Source organism: Herbaspirillum sp. CAH-3 (assembly GCF_009668275.1).
GTDB classification, from domain to species: Bacteria; Pseudomonadota; Gammaproteobacteria; order Burkholderiales; family Burkholderiaceae_D; genus Herbaspirillum; species Herbaspirillum aquaticum.
Genome location: NZ_VSWE01000002.1, coordinates 76,747 through 97,788 on the forward strand (window position 1 = coordinate 76,747; position 21,042 = coordinate 97,788).

Here is a 21,042-nt window from a genome sequence, read left to right on the forward strand (position 1 = left end):
CGACGGCACCGGTGCTGGCAGCGGGGGAAGCGCTGCCAGCACCGGATTGCGGAGGGGAGACCCGCGATACTGCTTACCAGCCCGAATATCATGACCACTATCCTCATCGTCGAAGACGAACCCTCCATCGCCGAACTGATTGCCTTCACCTTGAAGGAGGCAGGCTGGTCCAGTTTCGTCGTCTCCAACGCGGCCGCGGCCTGGGACTTCGTCCAGCACCGCGCTCCGCAACTGGTACTGCTGGACTGGATGCTGCCGGACCGCAGCGGCCTGCACCTGCTCTCGCGCATCCGCGCCGACCGCCAGCTGCAGCAGCTCTCGGTCATCATGCTCACCGCCAAGAGCATGGAAGAAGACAAGATCGCCGGCCTCGACAACGGCGCCGACGACTACATCACCAAGCCCTTCTCGCCGCGCGAACTGACCGCGCGCATCAAGGCACTGCTGCGCCGCAAGAGCCCGGAGCATGCCCAGGAAGTGATGTCGGCCGGTCCGGTCACGCTCGATCCGGCCAGCTGCTCGGTGAGCCTGTCGGGTGCACGCATCGATATCGGTCACGCTGAATACAAGCTGCTGAAGTTTTTCCTGGCGCATCCTGACCGCGTGTTCTCGCGCAGCCAGCTGCTCGACCGCGTCTGGGGCGACCACGTGGTGATCGAGGAGCGCACCGTGGACGTCCACGTATTGCGCCTGCGCAAGGCCCTGCGCGATGCCGAGTACCTCATCAAGACGGTGCGCAGCGTGGGCTACATGCTCTCGACCAAATAAAGATCAGGCAAATAAAGATCAAAGACCAAACCAGCCCGCGTCGTTCATAATCAGGAAAATTACAAATTCGGCGCGCGGGCGCTTCCCAGATTTATCTGTCAAATCAATGAGTCCACAACTTTTGTTCTGGATTCCTGCTGTATTGCGCCTGGTGTTGTGCCTGGCCGGAGCGGGAGTCGTCGGTTTCTTCTTCGGTCCCATCATCGGACTGGTCACGGCGGTACTGGGCGTGGGCGCGATGATGATTGCCCATCTCCACTACCTGCTGCGCCTTTCGACCTGGCTGGATGATTCCGGCCAGTCGCGCCTGCCCGATGGCTGGGGCGCCTGGACCGATGTCTATGCGCGCCTGTACCGCATGCGCCGCGACGATGAAAAGAACCAGGCCGAACTGGCCGAGTGGCTGGCGCGCTTCCGCCAGGCCATGAGCCTGCTGCCGGATGGCGTGGTGATCATGGATGATGTGCTCTTCCTTGAATGGTGCAACCCCGCCGCACAGGCGCACCTGGGCCTGAAGCTGGACCGCGACAAGGGCATGCGGGTCACCAACCTGATCCGCAACCCGGCCTTCATCGATTACATCATCCTGGGCCGCTACGAGCAGCCGCTCACGCTGGCCCTGCACGAGCGCAAGCTGATCATCCAGATCATTCCCTTCGAGAACCGCAGGCAGATCCTGGTCACCCACGATGTCACCGAATCGCAGCGCATCGACATGATGCGTCGTGACTTCGTGGCCAATGCCTCGCACGAATTGCGTACGCCGCTCACCGTCATCAACGGCTTCCTGGAAATTGCGCTGGCCCAGCCGAACCTGGATGAGTCCACCCGCATGGCCCACCTGAAGCTCATGACCGAGCAGGGCCAGCGCATGCAGAACCTGATCGACGACATGCTCACGCTGACGCGCCTGGAGTCGATCGACTACCCGCTGCGTTCCGAAGTGCTGCGCGTGCGCCCGCTGCTGGAGCGCATCGCCGAGGAAGGCCGCGCGCTGTCGGCGGGCAAGCATGACATCCGCCTGGTGGTCGACGGGCCCGACCTCAAGGGCAATGCCGACGAACTGCGCAGCGCCTTCACCAACCTGGTCACCAATGCCGTGCGCTATACCCCGGAAGGCGGCACCATCACGCTGCGCTGGCAGAGTGACGAGCAGGGCGCCCATTTCGCGGTGCAGGATACCGGCATCGGGATCAGCCCCGAACACATCTCCCGCCTGACCGAACGTTTCTATCGCGTCGACAAGAGCCGCTCGCGCGAGACCCAGGGCACCGGCCTGGGCCTGGCCATCGTGCGCCACGTGCTGCTGCGCCACCATGCCACGCTGGAGATCGCCTCGGTGCCAGATCATGGCAGCACCTTCACCGTGCACTTCCCGGCCACCCAGACCATTGAGGACTACGCGGCGCAGCCGCAGCCCTGATCCTTGCAGAGTCGTTCAAACGGAATTGGAAAGGATGCTTCGGCATCCTTTTTTCATCTTTGAATTGAAGACAGCGGCGTACCATGGCGCCATAGCTCAACGCTGACACATCGTCAGTAAGTGAAATTACGAATGCCCGCTTCTCTGTCTTCCCGGCAACAATGGCGCCTCGCCGGGCCCTGCCGTCTGTGGGGAATCCGCACGCCCCGGAGCAATGCGAGTCTCAGGCGGGCTTTGCATTCCTGCCGCGCATACGGCGCATGACGCCCTGTGTACGGTATCCGTCATTGAACCGGCGGCGGTCATCCCGTTGTCGTGCTGAAAGCTTGTTGTCAGGAAAACCCTGATCGCGCCGCGACGGTATTCGTCGCACCATGTACCGAAGTGTCAACACCCGGTCTGCAGCATGGCCCGGTTTGCCTTTCCACCTACTGCGCAAAAGAGAAAACGATGAGCTATTTCGCCAACATGAAAATCGGGCGCCGCCTGGGCGTAGGATTTGCCGTGATCCTGGCCGCTGCCAGCGTCGTGGTCGCACTCTCGATCTGGCGCCTGCAAGGCATCGCCGCAGCCACCGACGAGATGATGCACGAGCCGCTGACCAAGGAACGCATGGTCTCCGACTGGTATCGCACCATTCACACCAGCGTGCGCCGCACCACGGCCATTGCCAAGAGCGCCGATCCCAGCCTGGCCAGCTTCTTCGCCGCCGACGCGGCCGAAGCCAGCCGCATGTCCACCGAGCAACAGAAGGCCATCGAAGCGCTGATCGAGTCGCCCGAGGAGAAAGCCGTCTTCGCCAAGCTGGGCGAGGTGCGCAAGGATTACATCAAGCATCGCGATGCCATCTCCAAGGCCAAGGCCGACGGCAACGCCGAGGAAGCCGCCAAGATCCTGGCCGGCCCCTTTGACGTGGCAGCCAAGGGCTATCTGGATTTGCTGCAGCAGTTGCTCAACCTGCAGCGTGCCAACATTGACCAGGTGGCCAAGGGCATCCAGCAGGTCTACCAAGAAAGCCGCAACCTCATGATCGGCTTGGCCATCCTGCAGGTGGTACTGGGCTGGCTGTTTGCGCGCAGCCTGGCGCTGGGCATCACGCGGCCGCTGGAGAAGGCGGTCAATGTGGCTGAAGCCGTGGCGGCCGGAGACCTCACCACCCGCGTCGATGACAACCTGATCGCCCGCAAGGATGAAACGGGCAAGCTCATGCACGCCCTGCACGCCATGACCGTCAACCTGGCCCGCATCGTCGGCCAGGTGCGCAGCGGCACCGATGCCATCGGTACTGCCTCGCGCGAGATCGCCACCGGCAACCTCGACCTCTCCGCCCGCACGGAGCGCCAGGCCGGTGCGCTGGAGGAAACCGCATCAGCCATGGAAGAACTCACCTCCACCGTTGCGCAGAACGCCGACAACGCACGCCAGGCCAACCAGCTCGCGGCGTCGGCTTCGTCGGTGGCGCAGCAGGGTGGGGAAGTGGTGTCGCAGGTCATTTCCACGATGGGCTCGATCAACGAATCCTCGCGCAAGATCGTCGACATCATCAGCGTCATCGACGGCATTGCTTTCCAGACCAACATCCTGGCCTTGAACGCAGCGGTCGAAGCAGCCCGAGCCGGCGAGCAGGGCAGGGGCTTTGCAGTGGTGGCCTCCGAAGTGCGTTCGCTGGCCCAGCGTTCGGCCTCGGCCGCCAAGGAAATCAAGACCTTGATCGATGACTCCGTGGCCAAGGTCGGCTCCGGCAGCGAACTGGTGGAGCGTGCCGGCACGACCATGGATGAAGTGGTGGCCAGCGTGCGCCAGGTCGCCGACATCGTCTCCGAGATCACTGCTGCCAGCAGCGAGCAGAGCGACGGCATCAGCCAGGTCAACTTGGCCATCACCGACATGGACCAGACCACGCAGCAGAACGCGGCGCTGGTCGAAGAAGCCGCCGCCGCCGCCGAAGCCATGCAGGAGCAGGCCGCGCGCCTGTCCGAGGTGGTGAGCCAGTTCAAGGTACTGGCGCAGGACCAGGTGGGTTATGGCAGCGAAGAAGTGGCCAGCCGCGTGGCAGTGGACATCACGCCGCCGCGACCGGCCTTGCGCTGATATCCCGACAAAACTGACGCCCTAAACAAAGAACCCGCCATGCATATCCTGGCGGGTTCTTTGTTTTGGCAGGCCGTCAACCCGGTGGTAGCGAGGCAGGTGAAACAATCTGCTGCACCTCCACAGGGCAGGGTCGGGGACCGAGCCCCCGCGCCCTCAGTAGGTCGCGCGTCCGCCCGACAGATCGAACACGGATGCGGTGGTGAAGGAATTTTCCTCCGACACCAGCCACGCCACCATCGCTGCCAGCTCCTCCACCTTCACGAAGCGCGCGCGCGGGATCTTGGAGAGCATGTAGTCGATGTGGGCCTGGGTGCATTGCTCCAGGATGCGGGTCTGTGCGGCCGCCGGGGTGATGGCGTTGACGGCGATGTTGCGGGTAGCCGTTTCCTTGCCCAGGCTCTTGGTCAGGGCGATCATGCCGGCCTTGGCCGCGCTGTAGGCCGAGGCGGTCGGATTGCCTTCCTTGCCGGCGATGGAGGCGATGTTGACGATGCGCCCGTAGTTCTGCGCGATCATGCGCTGGACCACCACCTGGTTGACGTAGAAGGCCCCGTTGAGATCGATGTCGATCACGCGGCGCCACTCTTCGGGCGAGTAGTCCGCCACCGGATTGTTCTGTCCGGCGATGCCGGCGCTATGCACCAGGATGTCGATGGACTGGGTGAGTTTTTCGGTCGCTTCAATGGCTTGCTGGACATCGCCCTGGCTGGAGATGTCGACGCGGATGGTCTCAACATGGCCCAGCGGCTCCAGCTTGGCGCGGGCCTCGGCCAGCGCTTTTTCGTCCATGTCCCACAGCACCACCTTGGCGCGCCCTTGCAGCAGGCGTTCGGCCACGGCATAGCCGAAGCCCTGGGCGCCACCGGTGATGATGGCGCTGCGGCCCTGGAAATCGTAGTGATTCATTGTGTCTTCTCCTTCCCTGTTGCGGTCTATTGGATCGCGCAGGCGGACATGCGCCCGCGCATGGTCGTTCTTGTTCTTGTGGATGTCGATGGAGATGCAACCGCGCCGCCGGATGGCAGCGCGGGGTGACGCGGCGACCGTTGTGGGTCAGGCGTCGATGGTCTTCTGCTGCTGTTCGCCCAGGCCGTCGATGCCCAGGCGCATGGTCTGGCCGGCGCGCAGGTAGACCGCTTCCGGCTTGACGCCCATGCCCACGCCCGGCGGCGTGCCGGTGGAGATGACGTCGCCTGGCTGCAGGCTCATGAAGCGCGACAGGTAGGAGACGATGTGGGCCACGCCGAAGATCATGGTGCTGGTGTTGCCGTTCTGGTAGCGCTTGCCGTCCACTTCCAGCCACATGCCCAGCTTTTGCGGGTCGGCGACTTCATCGCGGGTGACCAGCCAGGGGCCGATGGGGCCGAAGGTATCGCAGCCCTTGCCCTTGTCCCAGGTGCCGCCGCGTTCGATCTGGTATTCGCGCTCGGAGACGTCGTTGACCACGCAATAGCCGGCCACGTGGGACATGGCGTCCTTCTCGTCGATATAGGTGCCGCCCTTGCCGATGACCACGCCCAGTTCGACTTCCCAGTCGGTCTTTTTCGACCCGCGCGGGATCTTGACGTCGTCATTGGGGCCGACCACGGCGGAGGTCCACTTGTTGAACACCACCGGTTCTGCCGGGATGGGCAGGTTGGATTCGGCGGCGTGATCGGCGTAGTTCAGGCCGATGCAGATGAACTTGCCGATGTTGCCCACGCAGGCGCCGATGCGCGGCGAGCCTTCCACGGCGGGCAGGCTTTCCAGGTCGAGCTTCTTGATCTTGTCCAGGGAAGCGTCATCCAGTACGGCACCGTTGACGTCCTTGATGTAGGCGGACAGATCGCGGATCTTGCCGGATTGGTCGAGGATGCCGGGCTTTTCCTGCCCCACCGGGCCGTAACGCAGTAATTTCATCGTGTTTCCTTTGAGAAAATTTGTCTCTGGATGACAGCGCGGTGCCGTGGCGCGGCCTCAGGCTGCCGAGGACCAGCGACATGCGGGACACTGTCGTTTTGGGAAGCACGATATTACCAGTTTATTGGTAAGACCAATAGAGTTTGGATACGCATTGAGGGAAGATGAGTTCCCGCGTATTTGAGAATTGCAAGTTGACAGGTTTAATGATGAGTTGAATTTCAACTCAATAAAATTAATAGATTAGGTTCGAAGTGCAATTGTCGGCCAGGACTTCTAAGCTGAAAAACATCTCGTCGTTCGGAGAAAGAATAATTCGAGAAGGTGCCACTTGAACACCTCAATTGAAATTCAGGGAGCGCGGCGAGAAATACTTTCTCGGTAAAAGTACTGCTCATTCACTCCATGTCGACATGCAAATTCCATCTTTCCGAGCCCGTTCGTATTGCCTATTTTTTGTGCGTACAGGATGGTAAGGCTGCCCCATATAGTTGCTATGCTTTTCAAAGACTGCCTATAGAGGCTGGCCTGCTCTGACATGATGGAAGAAAAAGAGGGAGCGTAAAGCTCCCTCTAAAAGACGTTCAACAAAAAAACATGTCTTAAGTTTCCGGGGCAGTCTCTACGCCCTCCGTTTCGTCGTCTGGAGACTGAATGGAGCTACGTTCGTCAGCCACGATTTCAACACGTTGCACGCGCTTGCGGTTAAACAGCAGACGTAGAACGTCCGGGCGCGAATAGTGACCTACAGGGTCATACGCAGCTTTGGCAACGCCAATCATTCCCAAATCGACATCGGCATAAAGCAGACCCTCTCGGGTTTCAGGAATGGGTTCACACAAAGGCGCGCCATCGGGTCCGTAAATCATGGCAAAGCCGCCACCCTCTTGTAGCAACGGTGCCTTGGCAGGGTTATCAATCAGCATTTCCAACATCTCTTTTGAGACGGTTGCACAAGGCGCGAGCACGAAGCAACCACCTTCAACCGCATACAATTGGCTTGCGCCATTGTTTGCCGCCGCACTCAACTGAAATGCTGCGCCCTTATAGACAGAGAAGCTCGGCCACGCAGCAACGTGAATCTGCTCGTGCTGCGAATACATCGCGTACTTCGACAGCGGCTGGACGTGTTCGGCACAGCACAAAGCACCGATACGGCCCAAGGCACTGTCGTGCACGGCGAGGTCGCTACCGTCACCTTCACCGTAGACCGAGCGCTCGACATGGGTTGGCTTGAGCTTGCGACGTGTCGATATGACCTTGCCTGCATCGTCAATGATTGCCTGCGCCAGATACAACGTACCGCCATCTCGTTCGGCAAAGCCGAGGACCACGTGGATCTTCCGGCGAGCGGCTGCCGCGCAAATGCGTTCGAACTGCTCACTGCCGATTACCAGAGCGTTCTCGAAGTAACGCCGAACAAACTGCATACCCCAAGCCGGCGAATCGAGCCAAATCCACCATGGGTAGCCCGGTAACCATACTTCCGGGAAAGCGATGAGCGACGCTCCAGCGTCCGCGGCTTCATCGATGAGCTTGATCGCTTTGACGATGCCTTTTTCCAGGTCCAGGAATTCTGGTGCTGCCTGAACCACTGCGACTTTGTATTTTGTTTTTACTTGAATGGTCATGATTTGCCTTGAATAGAATTGGCCAAGTTGAAGATGGAATGTCTGCTGGCTCTTAGAAAGCGCGGGCGATACGGAAATTCAAGCGCCAGTTTTCCTGCGGCCCGTTCTTCACATGGATATCGGTCCCGCCTTGGAATTGGAGCTGCAGCCGCGGCTGCAGGAAATGGGTCCAAGTGAGCAGCGCGCGGTCGGAGGTCTGGCGGTCGTTCTGTGCCACGCCATTCAAGTAGGTCTCGCCACCGATAGTATGGAAATAGCTGACGCCCAGTTGGTTCTTGTCATTGAGGATGTAACGCAGGTGAGTCTGTATCTCATATACATTGTCTTGACGGAGCCGAGCACCGGCGTAGTTATTGTTGTCGCCGAATTTGTCGAATTCGAGAGTGGCTTCAGCGTACAGAACCTTGCTGATGATGGCTTGTACCCAGTTCACTTCGAGAACACCCTTCCAGCGGTTCTCGCCCAAATTCATCGAAGCCTTTGCCGCGTCATAACTACCCGCCGGAATTGCGAAGTAGCCGCCAAGACTGAAATAGCGCTCACTCTCTTTGTTGTTGTACAGCCAGATATTGCTACCGAACATGGGGTCGCCCATTCCGCTCACAGTCTGGTTGCCAGCGCCACGCATATCCAGACGTCCGAAAGGAAGAATGACTTGAGGGGTCACGACGAAACCACCCAGCGTGGTCCAGTGGACGAAACGAGCCAAGGCGATATCGCTGGTCAGGCGGAAGTCTGGCACAGCTGAACGACCGTTGACATTTACGCGGTCGCGTTCAGCATGTTGGTAATAGAGGAGAGCTAAATCGGTCCCTGGGGGAAGCGGCTCGTTGTCGCCTGGTGTGGTGGTCACGACACCGGCAGATGCGATCCCACTGGCCAGAAGGATGAGCGCTGCAGCGCTGCGAATAAAATTCTTCTTGATGCTGGCTACGGTGACACGTGGCAGCATCGCATTAAAGCTTCCCATAATCTCTCCCTTTTTGATTGACTTGATTTGCGACAAAGACGTTTGCCAACTAACGCCGCGCAAAAAAGTTTAAAAGGAGTGATGGGTTGAAAATTGACCGGTTATCTCAGCAAACTTGTCCTTAAATGTAGGGCTGAGAAATTCAAAGGGAAGAGCGTCCGTTGGACTGCATCGCACCCGCTTTGAAGTCCCGCGGGCTCATGCCGGTATAGCGCTTGAATGCCCGGCTAAAATGCGCATTGCTGGAAAATCCCCAGTCATAGGCGATGTCACTAATCGATCTTCGTTGCAGTTTGTGGTTCGCGAGAGCTTCTTTGCAAGCATCAAGTCTCTTGTTCCAAATGTATTCAGTGACCGTCTGAGACTCACATTCAAATGCCCTATGAATAGAGCTCACCGACATTCTGAGGCGTAAAGCAAGCCATTCGACATTCAACTCTGCATTTCCCAAATGGCACGAGATGCAATGTTTGATTCGTTCAAGATGGTATTGGCACATACGAGAAGAAGACAATGCTTCATCAGCAGGAAGCACGGACTGCAACCCTAATGCCACCATTTCCACAGTTGCTTTTGCAAGCGCACTTCCTTGCTCTTGGGGTATGTCTTGATGTTCGTCGAAAAGACTATTGATCGTCTTGCCCAAAAATCGCCCTACAAATCCTTGGGGAAGAACTGGAGAGGCGACAAGACGCTCAGGATGAGGAAGTTGGAGGCGCAAAAGCTCGACTGGAATCCGCACTGTCCGCATCCGGAATTCCTCACGAAGCGAAACCTGATAGGGGCGCCGGGTATCGTACATTGCCATCTCACCAGGCCTGATGACGATTTTTCGGTCATCTTGGATGATTTGACAGTCACCTTGGGTCTGCAGATGGAAGAGAAAGTAGTCTTCATCCTGGCCGCGCAAAGGATTCCGCACGACTGTTTGCGGATGCGCTTGCACCTCAAGCAGGTCAAGAGAGCCTAATTGAGCGTGGTTCAACTGAGCCACCAATCCATCTTTGGCTTTCTCTGTTGGAACCGGTTCGATCCGACAATCGAGTTTGACGAAGTAGTTATCGACTACTTCGCTCCAGAACCTGAAGCGCTGGGACGTCGGTAACTCCGTCGTAGATATTTGCTTTCTCATGGCCTAATCCTCACCAAGACAGTCACACAGAACATAGCAAAAAACGTTCCTATACACTTTGGTTTTGATGCTGCAATGCTCGGTCAATTGTTCTGCGATTTTCAGACAACTTTGAAAACTCTTCCCACCGAAATGCCCAGGTTTGGAGGTCAATGCACCAAAAATGAGTTGTTCTACCGGAGAAGTACGCCCCGGCAGTGCAGCATCTAAATTCACCAGCAACTTCGCTTTTCTTTCCGAAAGCTCATCGGTCCGCCAGAAAAGCACCACGTGTCTTATTTCGCTGTGGAAATAGAGAGCGCAATCGCAAACGTGTATCTGGAGAAGTCGCCAGACTCTTCACCAGCAATCAGAAAGTGTTAGCCGAACACTGTCTATCTGCTTTGACCATCTCGTGCAAGCGACTCCATCTCGCAAGCCGGGATTGACCTCGCGGCCGACTGTTGCCCCAATGCTTGATTGATTCCCCAGACAATTGCTGTCTTTTGATTGGCCCTGTAGTCAACGAGGCGGGACGCCACCCTCCAAGTTCAAGGTGATGCGATAGCTGCTCATCTTGTTTTTTTCTCCCGTCAGATGTGATACACATCAATCACTTGGCGGATGTAATCATTCTTCAACACAATCTTCTTCCGACCAAACAAGAAGCCGCCGTTCACCTTGCGCAGAGTTGCGTAGATGGTTCCGAAGAAGTGGTCGGTCAACTTGTACCGATGGCTGAGGGTGTGGAAGTTGTAGCGAACCTCAAGAGCCTCATCGGTCTCGGACATCACTTCCACATTGGTCAACATGTGATTGGTGCGTGGTTCAGGCATCGACGCACTGGAACGCTCGGTCTTGATACGAAAGACACGGTCTTCCAGACCATCGCGATTCGCGTAATAAATCAGAGATATTTCGCTCTGCGGGTCTTCTGTGAGCTGGTCGTCATCACCCCATGCCGGCATCCAATATTCCGCGTCGGGTGCGTACATCTCCAGCCAGGGTTCCCATTCCCGGTCATCCAGATGACGACCTTCGCGAAAGATAAAAGCGCAAACAGCACCGTATTCAGCTTTGTTCACTGCGCTCATGCCTGTGCTCCCTCACGCACTTCCTTGATGGCCTTGCGCATTGCTTTCGTCCAATAGTGGTGCTGACAGATGAAAAGCCCTTCGTCTTCACTACGCTCTCCGCTGAGAAGCGGCTTCATACCCATCTTCTTGGCGTTTTCATCGGGCCCTTCAATCCACAACGGAGCACCACGGCTCATGTCATTCCATCGAACAGCGGAACCGGCATAGCCCGCCTGGCAAGCCCGGAATTCCTCCAGGTCGTCGGCGGTACCCATGCCGGAGACGTTGAAGAAGTCTTCGTACTGACGGATACGGGTTGTGCGGTCTGCAGCGCTCTCACCCTTGGGACCAAAGCAAAAGATGCTGATTTCGGTCTTGTCTACGCCAATAGGGCGCGCAACACGGATTTGGGTGCCGAACTGGTCCATCAGAAAAACGTTCGGATATATGCACAGGTTGCGAGTCTGGCTGACGATGATGTCGGCACGCTCCTGGCCCACCCGTTTAGCCAGTTCTTCACGTTGGTTCCAGATAGGACGAACCTCTGGATTCAGCGTGTTGGTCCACAGGAGAATGTGGCCATTTTCATAGCCGTAGACGCCAGCAACCGCCTTGCTCCAGTTGTTGGCATCCGTCGCCCTGGTACCACCTTCCTTGCGGCGGCCCATGGTTGCGGCATAGTTCCAGTGAACGGTGCTGACGTGATAACCATCGCAGCCGTTTTCCATCTGCATCTTCCAGTTACCGTCGTAGATGTAGCTGGAGTTGCCACGCAACACTTCCAAGCCATTTGGCGCTTGGTCGACAATCTGGTCGATGATGACGCGGGTCTCTCCCAGGTACTCTTCCAACGGCAGCACTTCCGGATTCAGGCTGCCGAACAGGAAGCCGCGATAGCTTTTGAAGCGAGCGACCTTGGTCAGGTCATGCGAACCATCTTTATTGAACGAGACCGGATACTCGGTATTCTTCTCATCTTTTACCTTCAGCAGCTTGCCGCTATTGCTGAATGTCCAACCGTGGAACGGGCAAGTGAAGCTGCTCTTGTTACCGTGCTTGCGGCGACAGAGCATGGCACCCTTGTGAGCACAGGCATTGATGAGCGCATTCAGTTCACCGTTCTTGTCGCGCGTGATGACGACAGGCTGACGACCAATCCATGTCGTGTAGTAGTCGTTATTGTTTGGAATCTGGCTTTCGTGAGCCAGGTAGACCCAGTTCGATTCGAAGATGTGCTTCATCTCCATTTCGAACAATTCTGGATTGGTGAAGATATCGCGACGGCAGCGGAAAACACCCTTTTCTTTGTTGTCTTCCAAGGCAGTTTCCAGCAACGTCTCTACCTCGTTGTACTTATCAATGGGGGCAATAGTGCTCATGGTGCATCATCTCCAAGGTGCAGCTCGCCCCGCCTCTGTTTCAGCGGCGTGTTGTTCGGCGGGGTAGTTAAGGTTGTGTATCAGGCTGCCAGGCGTGGGCGTTCGACAATCTGATTGTCGACCCCGTTGACCAGCTTGCTAAGTTTGATATCGAATGCGATTTGGACGAACGGGCAACTCAGCCCTTCAGCCTTGATGCGGGCATTGCCTTCATGCTTCACTAGCGTTCAGGTCTTCGATGGCTTTGAACAGGTCGGACAGAATGCGGTGAGCAATTTTCCTGGTACGGGGATTACCACCATCCTGCTCGAGACCACTGGCCAAGCGCAGAAAATCCTCAACTTCCGGGGTATCGGAAATCTTGGCTGTCATCATCGTCTCCTCTGGAATCATCGGGAAATTCTGGGTAAGTTGGTCATTTCAGCTGGTCGGCCAATAGCAACTGCGGCCCCGCCAGGTTCTTCAGGTCAGACGGATTGAACGCGGCCTTATGCTGAATGATTACCGAATTTCCCGACCAGCTTCAGCGGTTCACTTGGCTCTTTGGAATGCTAGCCACCGTCAGTGCACCGATCAATACGATGCCGGCCATCAACCACAGAGGTAGCGAGGGCACAGCAAAGTTCATCCGGATATAGCCAATAGCAGAGGGGCCCACAAAGCCTGCCAAGGCGCCAGCAGAATTGAGCACAGCCAAACCACCAGCCATGGCGCTCCCGCCGAGAATTGCTGACGGCAGTGGCCAAAACATGGGCAGTGCGGTCGTCAGTCCTGCAGTAGCGATAGTCAGCATCAGGATGAGCAAGGGCAAATTCGGCATCCAGCTGGCCAGGACCAGACCTAGTGCACCAACGACCATCGGGATCGCCAAGTGATACCGGCGCTCGGCGCGAGCATCAGCAGACCGGCCGACGAGAACCATGACAATGGCGGAGAACAGGAATGGGATCGCCGCAAGCCATCCTATGGTACTGGCCGATTGAACACCTGCGTCTCTCAACAGGCTAGGGAGCCAGAAGGCAACCCCCAGATTGCCCAGTGCGATACAAAAATAGAGAAATGCCAAATGCCACAAGCGGCCGCTGGTGAGCGCAGCCGAAAACGAATGCGTAGCCTTCTTGCTGTCGTCTTGGGCCAGCTGCGCCTTGATTGTCGCTTTCTCCTCAGGCGAGAGCCATTTGGCATCCGCCACTTTATCTTTCAGCATGAACAGGCAGAGAATTCCCAAACCAACTGCAGGCACGCCCTCTACCAGGAACAACCACTGCCAGCCGTGCATTGCGTGAAACCCGTTCATATGTTCCATGAGCAGCCCCGACAATGGCGACCCAATGACACTTGAGACTGGCACTGCAACCATCAGCAACGAAATGGCACGTCCACGCTGTGCGGGTGGGAACCAGTAGCTGAGATAGAGAAGAACACCAGGAAAGAAACCAGCTTCAGCTGCGCCAAGCAGAAAGCGCATCACATAGAACTGCTCTGCAGTCGTGACAAAGGCCATGCCTGCGGAGAGAAGGCCCCAAGTAACCATGATGCGGCTAATCCAGCGCTTGGCACCGACGCGTTCCATCATCAGATTGCTCGGTACTTCGAAAATGAAATAGCCAATAAAGAAGATACCTGCACCCAGGCCGTAGACCGCGTCGCTGAATTGCAGGTGCTGAGCCATTTGCAGCTTTGCAAACGCTACGTTCACTCTGTCGAGATAAGCAAAGAAGTAGCAGATAAGCAGGAACGGCAGAATTTTGAATGTGATCTTCCGGTAAAGTCCGGTCGTCTCTGGTACCGTCCCAAGGGCGGCTGTAGAAGTGCTCATTGAAGTCTCCGTGTATGTGGTGTGGGTCATGTCCGAGCGGCCAAGCGCAAGGATTTAACTCTTCTTTTCCTTCACCCTGCGATGTGCGTGGCGAAGCGTGTTTTTATGATGATTTCTTAGACGGCAGTTCGCCGAATTCAAGCCCTACCGCGGAACATGATTTGTCCGCTTCTTAAACGATATCGTCCCCAATTAATTTTTTGTCGGCACAATGACTAGCAAGGTGGCAAGCCATCGCTAATACTCATTACGCTGCCTTTGCTCTCCCGAACCTCCTCTCTGGCTATCCTGCAATTTTGTGGTTCGCCATGCGATTGAAAAAGTGACATTACAAAAGAGACGCTCGTGGGTCTAATGACTTTACGGGCGAAAGTCATGCGCGTTTGGAATGTCGCCACTCATGCGTTCGCCACCTACATTGCACCAACGATCCTTTTTAGCTCCTCCAGGAGCTTTGCCGTGGAGCTGGACAAGACGCCATGTCTCCGCCGGTACACAGCAAATCTCCTCATGCATGTTTCACTCTCTACGACCAGTGGCGAAATGAGCGAATGTGTTATCGCCGGTGATTGAATCAAAAGCTGAGGCAGCCAGGATAAGAATCCGCACTGCACGACCATTGAGCGCATTGCATCCACAGCCCGGGTCTCAACGGTGACCGGTGGAGCCTCAAGATTGCTGTCCAAAAACCACTGCTGCCAGTCCTCCCGTGGACCGAGCTTTCGTGGTGGCATCACCCATTTGGCTGCAAGCAAATCCTCCTTTTTGAGTTTCCCTTTTGCTCGCAGCGGATGGTCTAAAGATGCGACGACCTTGCACCCCTCTTGTTGCCTGCTCTCGACAACCAATGAAATGTCTTCAGTGGTCGGCATCGAGAACGTCACTGCAAGGTCGATCTCTCCTTTGGCTAGCCAGACTGCCAATTCCTGGGCTAGCCCTTCTTCGACTCGAACTTGTAGGCCCGGCCATTGAGATAGCAAACAGCTGACGGCTTCCGGCACAATTCCGGCGAGGGCGCTGCCGACCGCTCCTACCTTAATCAAGCCTTTTTCCAAACCACGAAGTGCTGCCAGTTCTTTGATTGCGTTGTCGGCTTCGCCAACGATGAGAGATGCATATGGCTCAAATGCTTGCCCATAAGCGGTGAGTACCATTCCTGATGCTCGCCTCTCAAACAATGGCGCACTTACCTGCTCCTCCAGCCGCTGAAGGATGCGCGTAAGTCCCGACTGAGTCAGATGAAGCGATTCAGCGGCACGCCCCAAGCTTCCTAATCTCGCAATCGCAATAAAGGCACGTAGCTGACTTAAATCACGAATCACGAAGCCTCCAACCCCAAGCTCTCTTTGCCAAAAAGAGTGACCTCGTTGAGGAGGACACTCTCAAAAGCTCCTCAAGAGCTCACAACAATCGATGCCGAAGCCAGTTTTAGAACGGGTACTGGATACCTTTTTCAACAGCGCTAACCCATTGGGTCTGAGTAAATTCGTGGAAATTGGCCGGGCCGCCAAATCGGCCGCCGTTGCCCGATGCACCCATGCCACCGAACGGAACATGGAATTCGTTGTTCACCGTCTGGTCATTGATGTGAACCATGCCAGCGCGAACACGTGATGCGAGCGCGATGCCACGAGCAACAGATTTGGTATGGATTGCTGCAGCCAGGCCGTACTCGGAAGAATTGGCAAGTTCAACTGCGTGGTCCTCATTTTCAAACACGGTGATTGGAGCCACCGGACCGAAAATTTCCTCGGTAAAGACAGGCATATCGCTCGTCACATCGCCCAACACTGTCGCTTGGAAGAACAGGTCCTTGTAAGTACCACCGGCCAGGACTTTGGCGCCAGTATCCACGCTGCTTTTCACGATTCCTGCGATACGGTCGCGTTGACGCTCGTTGATCAGAGGGCCCAGGTGAACCTGGTCTTTGAACGGATTGCCAACTTGCAGCCGTTGCGCGCGCTCAGCCAGCTTCTCGGCATATTGCTTCGCTACTGACTTATGGACCAAATGCCGACCAGTCTGCATACAGATTTGACCCTGGTGCAGGAATGAGCCCCATGCTCCGGAAGATGCTGCCGCGTCCAAGTCGGCGTCCTCCAAGACGATCTGCACATTGTTACCACCCAGCTCAAGGGAAACTTTCTTGAGAGTCTGGCCGCAAATCGCACCGATCTGGCGCCCAACAGCGGTCGAGCCGGTGAAGGAAATCATGCCCACCTTGGGATGACGAACCAACGCATCACCAGTTGCAGCTGCACCTGGGATAACGTGCAATACACCAGGCGGCAAGCCGGCTTCTTCAAAAATCTCCGCAATCAGTGCACCACCGGTAATCGCACTCTGGACGTCCGGTTTCAGGATTACCGAGTTACCCATAGCTAATGCTGGTGCTACTGAACGCATGCCAAGCAGCAAAGGGAAATTCCAGGGGGAAATTACGCCAACTACCCCTATAGGGACGTGACGCGTGAAGTTCAGCCGGCCGGGCATAGTCGACGGGTACATCAGACCGTCTGGTTGCAACAGCATGCCCGCTGCCATTTGCAGTTGTTCGTAAGTCGCATCCAACTCAAAGTCCGCTTTGGGGCGAATGGAACCACACTCGCGGATATTCCAGTAGGTGAACTCCTCGGCGCGCTGGCGCAGCAAACTTGCGGCTTTGCGCAAGATTTCTGCGCGAACCGTAAATGTCGTTTCCGCCCATGCTCGCTGAGCTGCAGCAGCTATCTCAGCAGCCCTCGCGATGTCGGCTGAAGATCCCACGCCGACCGTTCCGAGCTGCTCACCGGTTGCTGGTTCTACGACAGAGTGTGGCTTTTCGGTGCCAGTCTGCCAGCCATTCGAATAAATCTTCGACGACCATTTTTGCGATTGTTTCGTATCCATCATTCTCCTCACTATTGTTGGGTTTATCGAAGGCCGTCTCTCGCGGCCCTCATTTTGGAATATCCGGACTTACACCAGATACTTTGCAATCTCACTTTCGCGCCAGCTGAGGCCGGCCCCTGGCATGTCTGGGACGATGGCCTGACCATCCTTGAATTGGAGAGTTGGTTCGGTGATTGCGCCAGCCAAGTCCATACGTTCAATCCAGTGACAGGTTGGGCTCACGGCCAACAGATGCGCGCTGAATTCCTGGAAGATATGACTGGAGAGGGGGATCCCCTTTTGCTCTGCAAGAGCGGCGGCACGCAGCCAACCAGTGACGCCGCCAATCTTCATCAAATCTGGCATGGCGAAGTCAGAGGCACCAGCGTTGATTGCCTTGGCCATCTCATCTGGACCGAACCAGTTTTCGCCCATCTGAACGGGGATGTTGAGCGCTTGGCGAATTGCCGCATGTCCTTCGTAGTCCTGTTGCAGGGTTGGCTCTTCAATCCAGGCAATGTTTTCTTGCTCCAGCGCTTTGCCGCGGCGGATCGCTTCAGGAATCGTCAAGCCCTGGTTGTAGTCCACCATCAACTGCACCTCGTCACCGATGATGCTACGCAGTGTACGTACAATCTTCAGGTCTTCGTCGAGTGTCTGATAGCCGATTTTCGTCTTGATTGCCTGGTAGCCGCGTTCGGCAGCTTCAGCCGCACGCTTGCTACCCACCTCGATGCCGTCCATGCTGTGACTATCGTATGCAGGGATTTTCTTTGGAGTACCGCCCAGCAGAGTCACCAAAGGAACCTCATGCAGCTTGGCCAGAGCGTCCCACGCGGCCATGTCGATACCGGCCATCGCCATGCGCACCAAACCAGTAGTTCCGATAAGACGGAAACGCGCGCAGAGAAGGCGGTCAAGCTCGTAGGGCGCCAGTGGCTGTCCTACCAGGATTTGCTCCAAGTCCTTGACCATCTGGCCGGTGGCCTTCAACGCTGTCGGGGTGTAGGTGAAGACGTAGGCACGGCCAGTAACATTCGCGCTGGTTTCCAAGTCAATCAGAATCAGCGGCGATGTCGCCACGATGCCCACGGCCGTTTTGACGGGATATTCCAAAGGGACATTGACGGCACGAACGCGAAGCGAACGGATGGTAACGTTTGAGTTCATTTTCTATCCTGAAATGTGACTATCGACTCACTGCTAGTTGCATAGTGCTGGTTTCTTGTATCGCTTCTTGTGGCAATTCTGTCGCGCTTGCGCCCTCCCAGATGAAGTCGCGTGCCAGCTCATTGATGTCTGCGCAGCCGATTTGAGCAAGGGTTGTATCAATCTCGGACTTGAGGAGGTTCAGTACTTCGGTGACACCAGTTTGTCCGCGTGCAGCCAGGCCGTAGAGGGTAGCGCGACCAAGAAGGACCGCGTCCGCTCCGAGTGCCACAGCCTTGACGATGTCGGAACCGCGTCGTACTCCACTGTCGAGAAGAACTGGCAATTGGGTTGCTGCGGATGATTGAGGCAGCGCTTGAATGGGTGCAATGGCACTGTCGAGCTGTCGGCCACCATGGTTCGAAAGAATGACCCCATCGATACCTAGCGAAGCGCAACGCGCTACGTCGTCTTCACGACTGAGGCCTTTAACCAAGAGCTTATGTGGCCACATGTCACGTAGCCACTTCAAGTCTGACCACGAGAAGCTTGCATCCATCTGGCGGCTCATCAGAGCTGCCTGCAGCTCGGTATCCTGAACCTGGTCACTCGCGAAGTTTGCCAGTTGTGGCATCCCGTTGGTCAGCAGGTCCCACGTCCAGCGAGGATGCAGAATCCCGTCGATGGCCGTCTTCATGGTGTATTTCATGGGCATGCCGAAGCCGTTGCGCATATCGCGCTCGCGCTTGCCATTCACCCCAACATCAGTTGTCAGGACAAGTGTCGTGTATCCAGCTTGAAGAGCACGTTTGACCAACAGTTCAGCCAGCTTGCGATGAACCACGTACAACTGGAACCAGAGTTCGCCGTCGCTTGCGCGCGCCACATCTTCGATGGTGGTTGTCGATGCCGTCGACAGGGCGAAGGGAATGCCGAAACGGGCTGCGGCCTGTGCGAGCGCAATATCTCCATGTGGCCAAAAGATACCGTTAAGGCCCGTCGGCGCAATGACCATGGGCGCGGCGATGTGCTTGCCGAAAAGCGCAGTAGCCACCGAGCGCTTGCTCACATCCACAAGTCGGCGTGGGCGGAAGAGGATGTTATCGAATTCCCGACGATTCCTCTCCAGCCCAAATTCATCTTCCGCACCACCATCGAGATAGTCGAAGACGATTTTAGGAAGCCTTTTTTTTGCCAATTCCCGATAGTCAGCAACATTGACTGGTTTTGCCATGATTGCTTCCTTGATTACGGTGCGCGCGTTTCAACTTCGATGAGTACCGGCTCATTCGTATCGAGCGCGGACTTCAGCGCCGCGGTGAAGGTCTCGCTGCTATTTGCGCGGTAGCTTTTCACGCCATATCCTTTGGCGAGAGCGCAGAAATCAAGACCCGGAACGTCCAACCCCGGCACATCATCGACCTTCAACACACCCGCGAACCAACGCAGGGCACCGTATGTGCCGTTCTTCATGATGACGAAGATGGTTGGGATGTTGTACTGCGCAGCGGTCCACAGGGCCTGGATGCCGTAGTTCGCGGATCCGTCGCCAATCACACCGATTACGCGGCGGTCTTTATGAGCGAGCTGAATACCGACAGCGGCCGGAAGAGCAAAACCAAGTCCGCCTGCGGCTGCAAAGAAATAGCTACCTTGTTCTTTAAGGCGCAGTCGCTGCCACATGATGTTCGTAGTCGACGTTGATTCGTTGACATACACAGCATCCCGTGGTGCAACTGCGTCGAGGATGTCGAACACGCGCTCAGGCGCCAACGGCCCTGGCTGCTCGGGAGCAGGTTCAGGACGCTTTTTCACCGCCGGCAGCGGGCGACCGGACTTGACAGCACCTTCGGCCAGTGCTTTCAGCGTCGGGCCAATGTCCGCAATAATTGCGTCACCAAATGGCGCTCTCGTCGCTTCATTGATGTCGCAGGTGATTTGGATGAGCTTGGTACCATTCGGCAGGAATTCACCCGGGTCATATTGGTGATATCGGAAGACAGGTGCTCCTACGACCAGCACCAAATCGTGGCCTTCCATCAGGCGACCGATTGTTGCGATACCCGCCGGGAGCAGACCTTGGAAGCACTGATGGTCAGTCGGGAAGGAACAACGGGGAGCGGACGGGGCCATCCATACGGGCATGCCAAGTTTCTCGGCCAATGTGACGGCGTCTCTGTTGGCGTGAGCGGCGTCGACATCGGGGCCGACGATCAAAACGGGATTGTTGGCGTTAGCCAATGCACTCAACACCGATTCGAGTTGCAGTGGTGCCGGGATTGTGGCGCTGCTGACGCTGCGTGAAGCCAAGTGCTCGATGCCTGGGCCAACTGGCTGTGCCCAGTCATCGTAAGGAACGGACACATACACCGGCCCCGGGGCACCGCTGCGTGCAGTATGGATAGCGCGGCTCAGGGCCAGCGGCACCTCTTGGGCGCTCGCGGGTTCACAACTCCATTTGACCAATGGTCGGGGCAGCATTGCAGAGTCGACGTTGGCCAGCAATGCCTCGACGCCGATCATCGGACGAACCTGCTGGCCGGCAGTCACTACCAGCGGGGTATGCGAATTCCATGCATTAGCCAATGCGCCCATTGCATTACCCGTACCAGCTGCCGAGTGCAAATTCACGAAGGCAGGCTTACTTGTTGCCTGTGCATATCCATCAGCCATGCCGACAACAGCGCCCTCGTGGAGACCCAAGATATAACGAAAGTCTTTCGGGAAATCCTTCAGGAAAGGCAGTTCGTTAGAACCTGGGTTGCCGAAGAAGGTGGTCATCCCTTGTTCGCGTAGCAGTGCATAAGAGGCTTGATGTACGGTGGTCATGATGAGTTCCAATAAGCAGACGT

At 56.6% G+C, this 21,042-nt stretch carries 17 protein-coding genes; 3 read left to right on the forward strand and 14 right to left on the reverse strand.

Going from position 1 to position 21,042, the window contains the following annotated elements; all coding sequences use genetic code 11:
* Nucleotides 1-90: 90 nt before the first annotated feature.
* The 3 genes from FYB76_RS03125 to FYB76_RS03135 all read left to right on the forward strand — a co-directional run bounded on the left by FYB76_RS03125 (nt 91) and on the right by FYB76_RS03135 (nt 4,282).
* The gene (locus FYB76_RS03125) at nt 91-768 is read left to right on the forward strand and encodes a response regulator (RefSeq protein WP_034332673.1); all 678 of its coding nucleotides are present in this window, start codon (nt 91-93) and stop codon (nt 766-768) included.
* Nucleotides 769-874: 106 nt separating this feature from the next.
* The gene (gene phoR / locus FYB76_RS03130) at nt 875-2,191 is read left to right on the forward strand and encodes a phosphate regulon sensor histidine kinase PhoR (protein WP_088757349.1); all 1,317 of its coding nucleotides are present in this window, start codon (nt 875-877) and stop codon (nt 2,189-2,191) included.
* A gap of 450 nt (nt 2,192-2,641) precedes the next feature.
* Nucleotides 2,642-4,282: a methyl-accepting chemotaxis protein gene (locus FYB76_RS03135; protein WP_154132656.1), complete on the forward strand. Its 1,641-nt coding sequence runs from the start codon at nt 2,642-2,644 to the stop codon at nt 4,280-4,282.
* Nucleotides 4,283-4,438: 156 nt separating this feature from the next.
* Here the strand turns inward: FYB76_RS03135 and FYB76_RS03140 are convergent, their stop codons facing one another.
* The 14 genes from FYB76_RS03140 to mdlC all read right to left on the reverse strand — a co-directional run bounded on the left by FYB76_RS03140 (nt 4,439) and on the right by mdlC (nt 21,019).
* Nucleotides 4,439-5,191, reverse strand: coding sequence for an SDR family NAD(P)-dependent oxidoreductase (locus tag FYB76_RS03140; RefSeq protein ID WP_154132657.1), 753 nt, complete (start codon nt 5,189-5,191; stop codon nt 4,439-4,441).
* A gap of 147 nt (nt 5,192-5,338) precedes the next feature.
* Entirely contained in the window at nt 5,339-6,184 is an 846-nt protein-coding gene (locus tag FYB76_RS03145) for an ureidoglycolate lyase (protein WP_088757352.1), read from the reverse strand.
* Between the two features lie 602 nt (nt 6,185-6,786).
* Entirely contained in the window at nt 6,787-7,815 is a 1,029-nt protein-coding gene (locus FYB76_RS03150; RefSeq protein WP_154132658.1) for a carbon-nitrogen hydrolase family protein, read from the reverse strand.
* A 52-nt stretch (nt 7,816-7,867) separates the two neighbouring features.
* Entirely contained in the window at nt 7,868-8,821 is a 954-nt protein-coding gene (locus FYB76_RS03155; RefSeq protein WP_154132659.1) for a transporter, read from the reverse strand.
* A gap of 106 nt (nt 8,822-8,927) precedes the next feature.
* Nucleotides 8,928-9,917, reverse strand: coding sequence for a helix-turn-helix domain-containing protein (locus FYB76_RS03160; RefSeq protein WP_154132660.1), 990 nt, complete (start codon nt 9,915-9,917; stop codon nt 8,928-8,930).
* Between the two features lie 572 nt (nt 9,918-10,489).
* Complete coding sequence (benB, locus tag FYB76_RS03165) at nt 10,490-10,990, reverse strand: benzoate 1,2-dioxygenase small subunit (RefSeq protein ID WP_154132661.1); 501 nt, start codon at nt 10,988-10,990, stop codon at nt 10,490-10,492.
* Nucleotides 10,987-12,351, reverse strand: a complete 1,365-nt coding sequence (locus FYB76_RS03170) for a Rieske 2Fe-2S domain-containing protein (RefSeq protein WP_154132662.1) — start codon at nt 12,349-12,351, stop codon at nt 10,987-10,989. The genes benB and FYB76_RS03170 overlap by 4 nt, the downstream gene beginning before the upstream one ends.
* A gap of 210 nt (nt 12,352-12,561) precedes the next feature.
* Nucleotides 12,562-12,723 carry a hypothetical protein gene (locus FYB76_RS03175; protein WP_229296860.1) on the reverse strand — a complete coding sequence of 54 codons (162 nt, stop codon included), beginning with the start codon at nt 12,721-12,723 and terminating at the stop codon, nt 12,562-12,564.
* Nucleotides 12,724-12,874: 151 nt separating this feature from the next.
* A complete protein-coding gene (locus FYB76_RS03180) occupies nt 12,875-14,170 on the reverse strand; it encodes an MFS transporter (protein ID WP_154132663.1) in 1,296 nt (431 codons plus the stop codon).
* Nucleotides 14,171-14,583: 413 nt separating this feature from the next.
* Nucleotides 14,584-15,492: a LysR family transcriptional regulator gene (locus FYB76_RS03185; RefSeq protein ID WP_154132664.1), complete on the reverse strand. Its 909-nt coding sequence runs from the start codon at nt 15,490-15,492 to the stop codon at nt 14,584-14,586.
* Nucleotides 15,493-15,598: 106 nt separating this feature from the next.
* Nucleotides 15,599-17,059, reverse strand: coding sequence for a benzaldehyde dehydrogenase (locus tag FYB76_RS03190; protein WP_370516289.1), 1,461 nt, complete (start codon nt 17,057-17,059; stop codon nt 15,599-15,601).
* 69 nt (nt 17,060-17,128) lie between these two features.
* Entirely contained in the window at nt 17,129-18,211 is a 1,083-nt protein-coding gene (locus tag FYB76_RS03195; RefSeq protein ID WP_154132666.1) for an enolase C-terminal domain-like protein, read from the reverse strand.
* A gap of 19 nt (nt 18,212-18,230) precedes the next feature.
* Entirely contained in the window at nt 18,231-19,424 is a 1,194-nt protein-coding gene (locus tag FYB76_RS03200; protein ID WP_154132667.1) for an alpha-hydroxy-acid oxidizing protein, read from the reverse strand.
* Nucleotides 19,425-19,438: 14 nt separating this feature from the next.
* Entirely contained in the window at nt 19,439-21,019 is a 1,581-nt protein-coding gene (mdlC, locus tag FYB76_RS03205) for a benzoylformate decarboxylase (protein WP_154132668.1), read from the reverse strand.
* Nucleotides 21,020-21,042 lie beyond the last annotated feature (23 nt).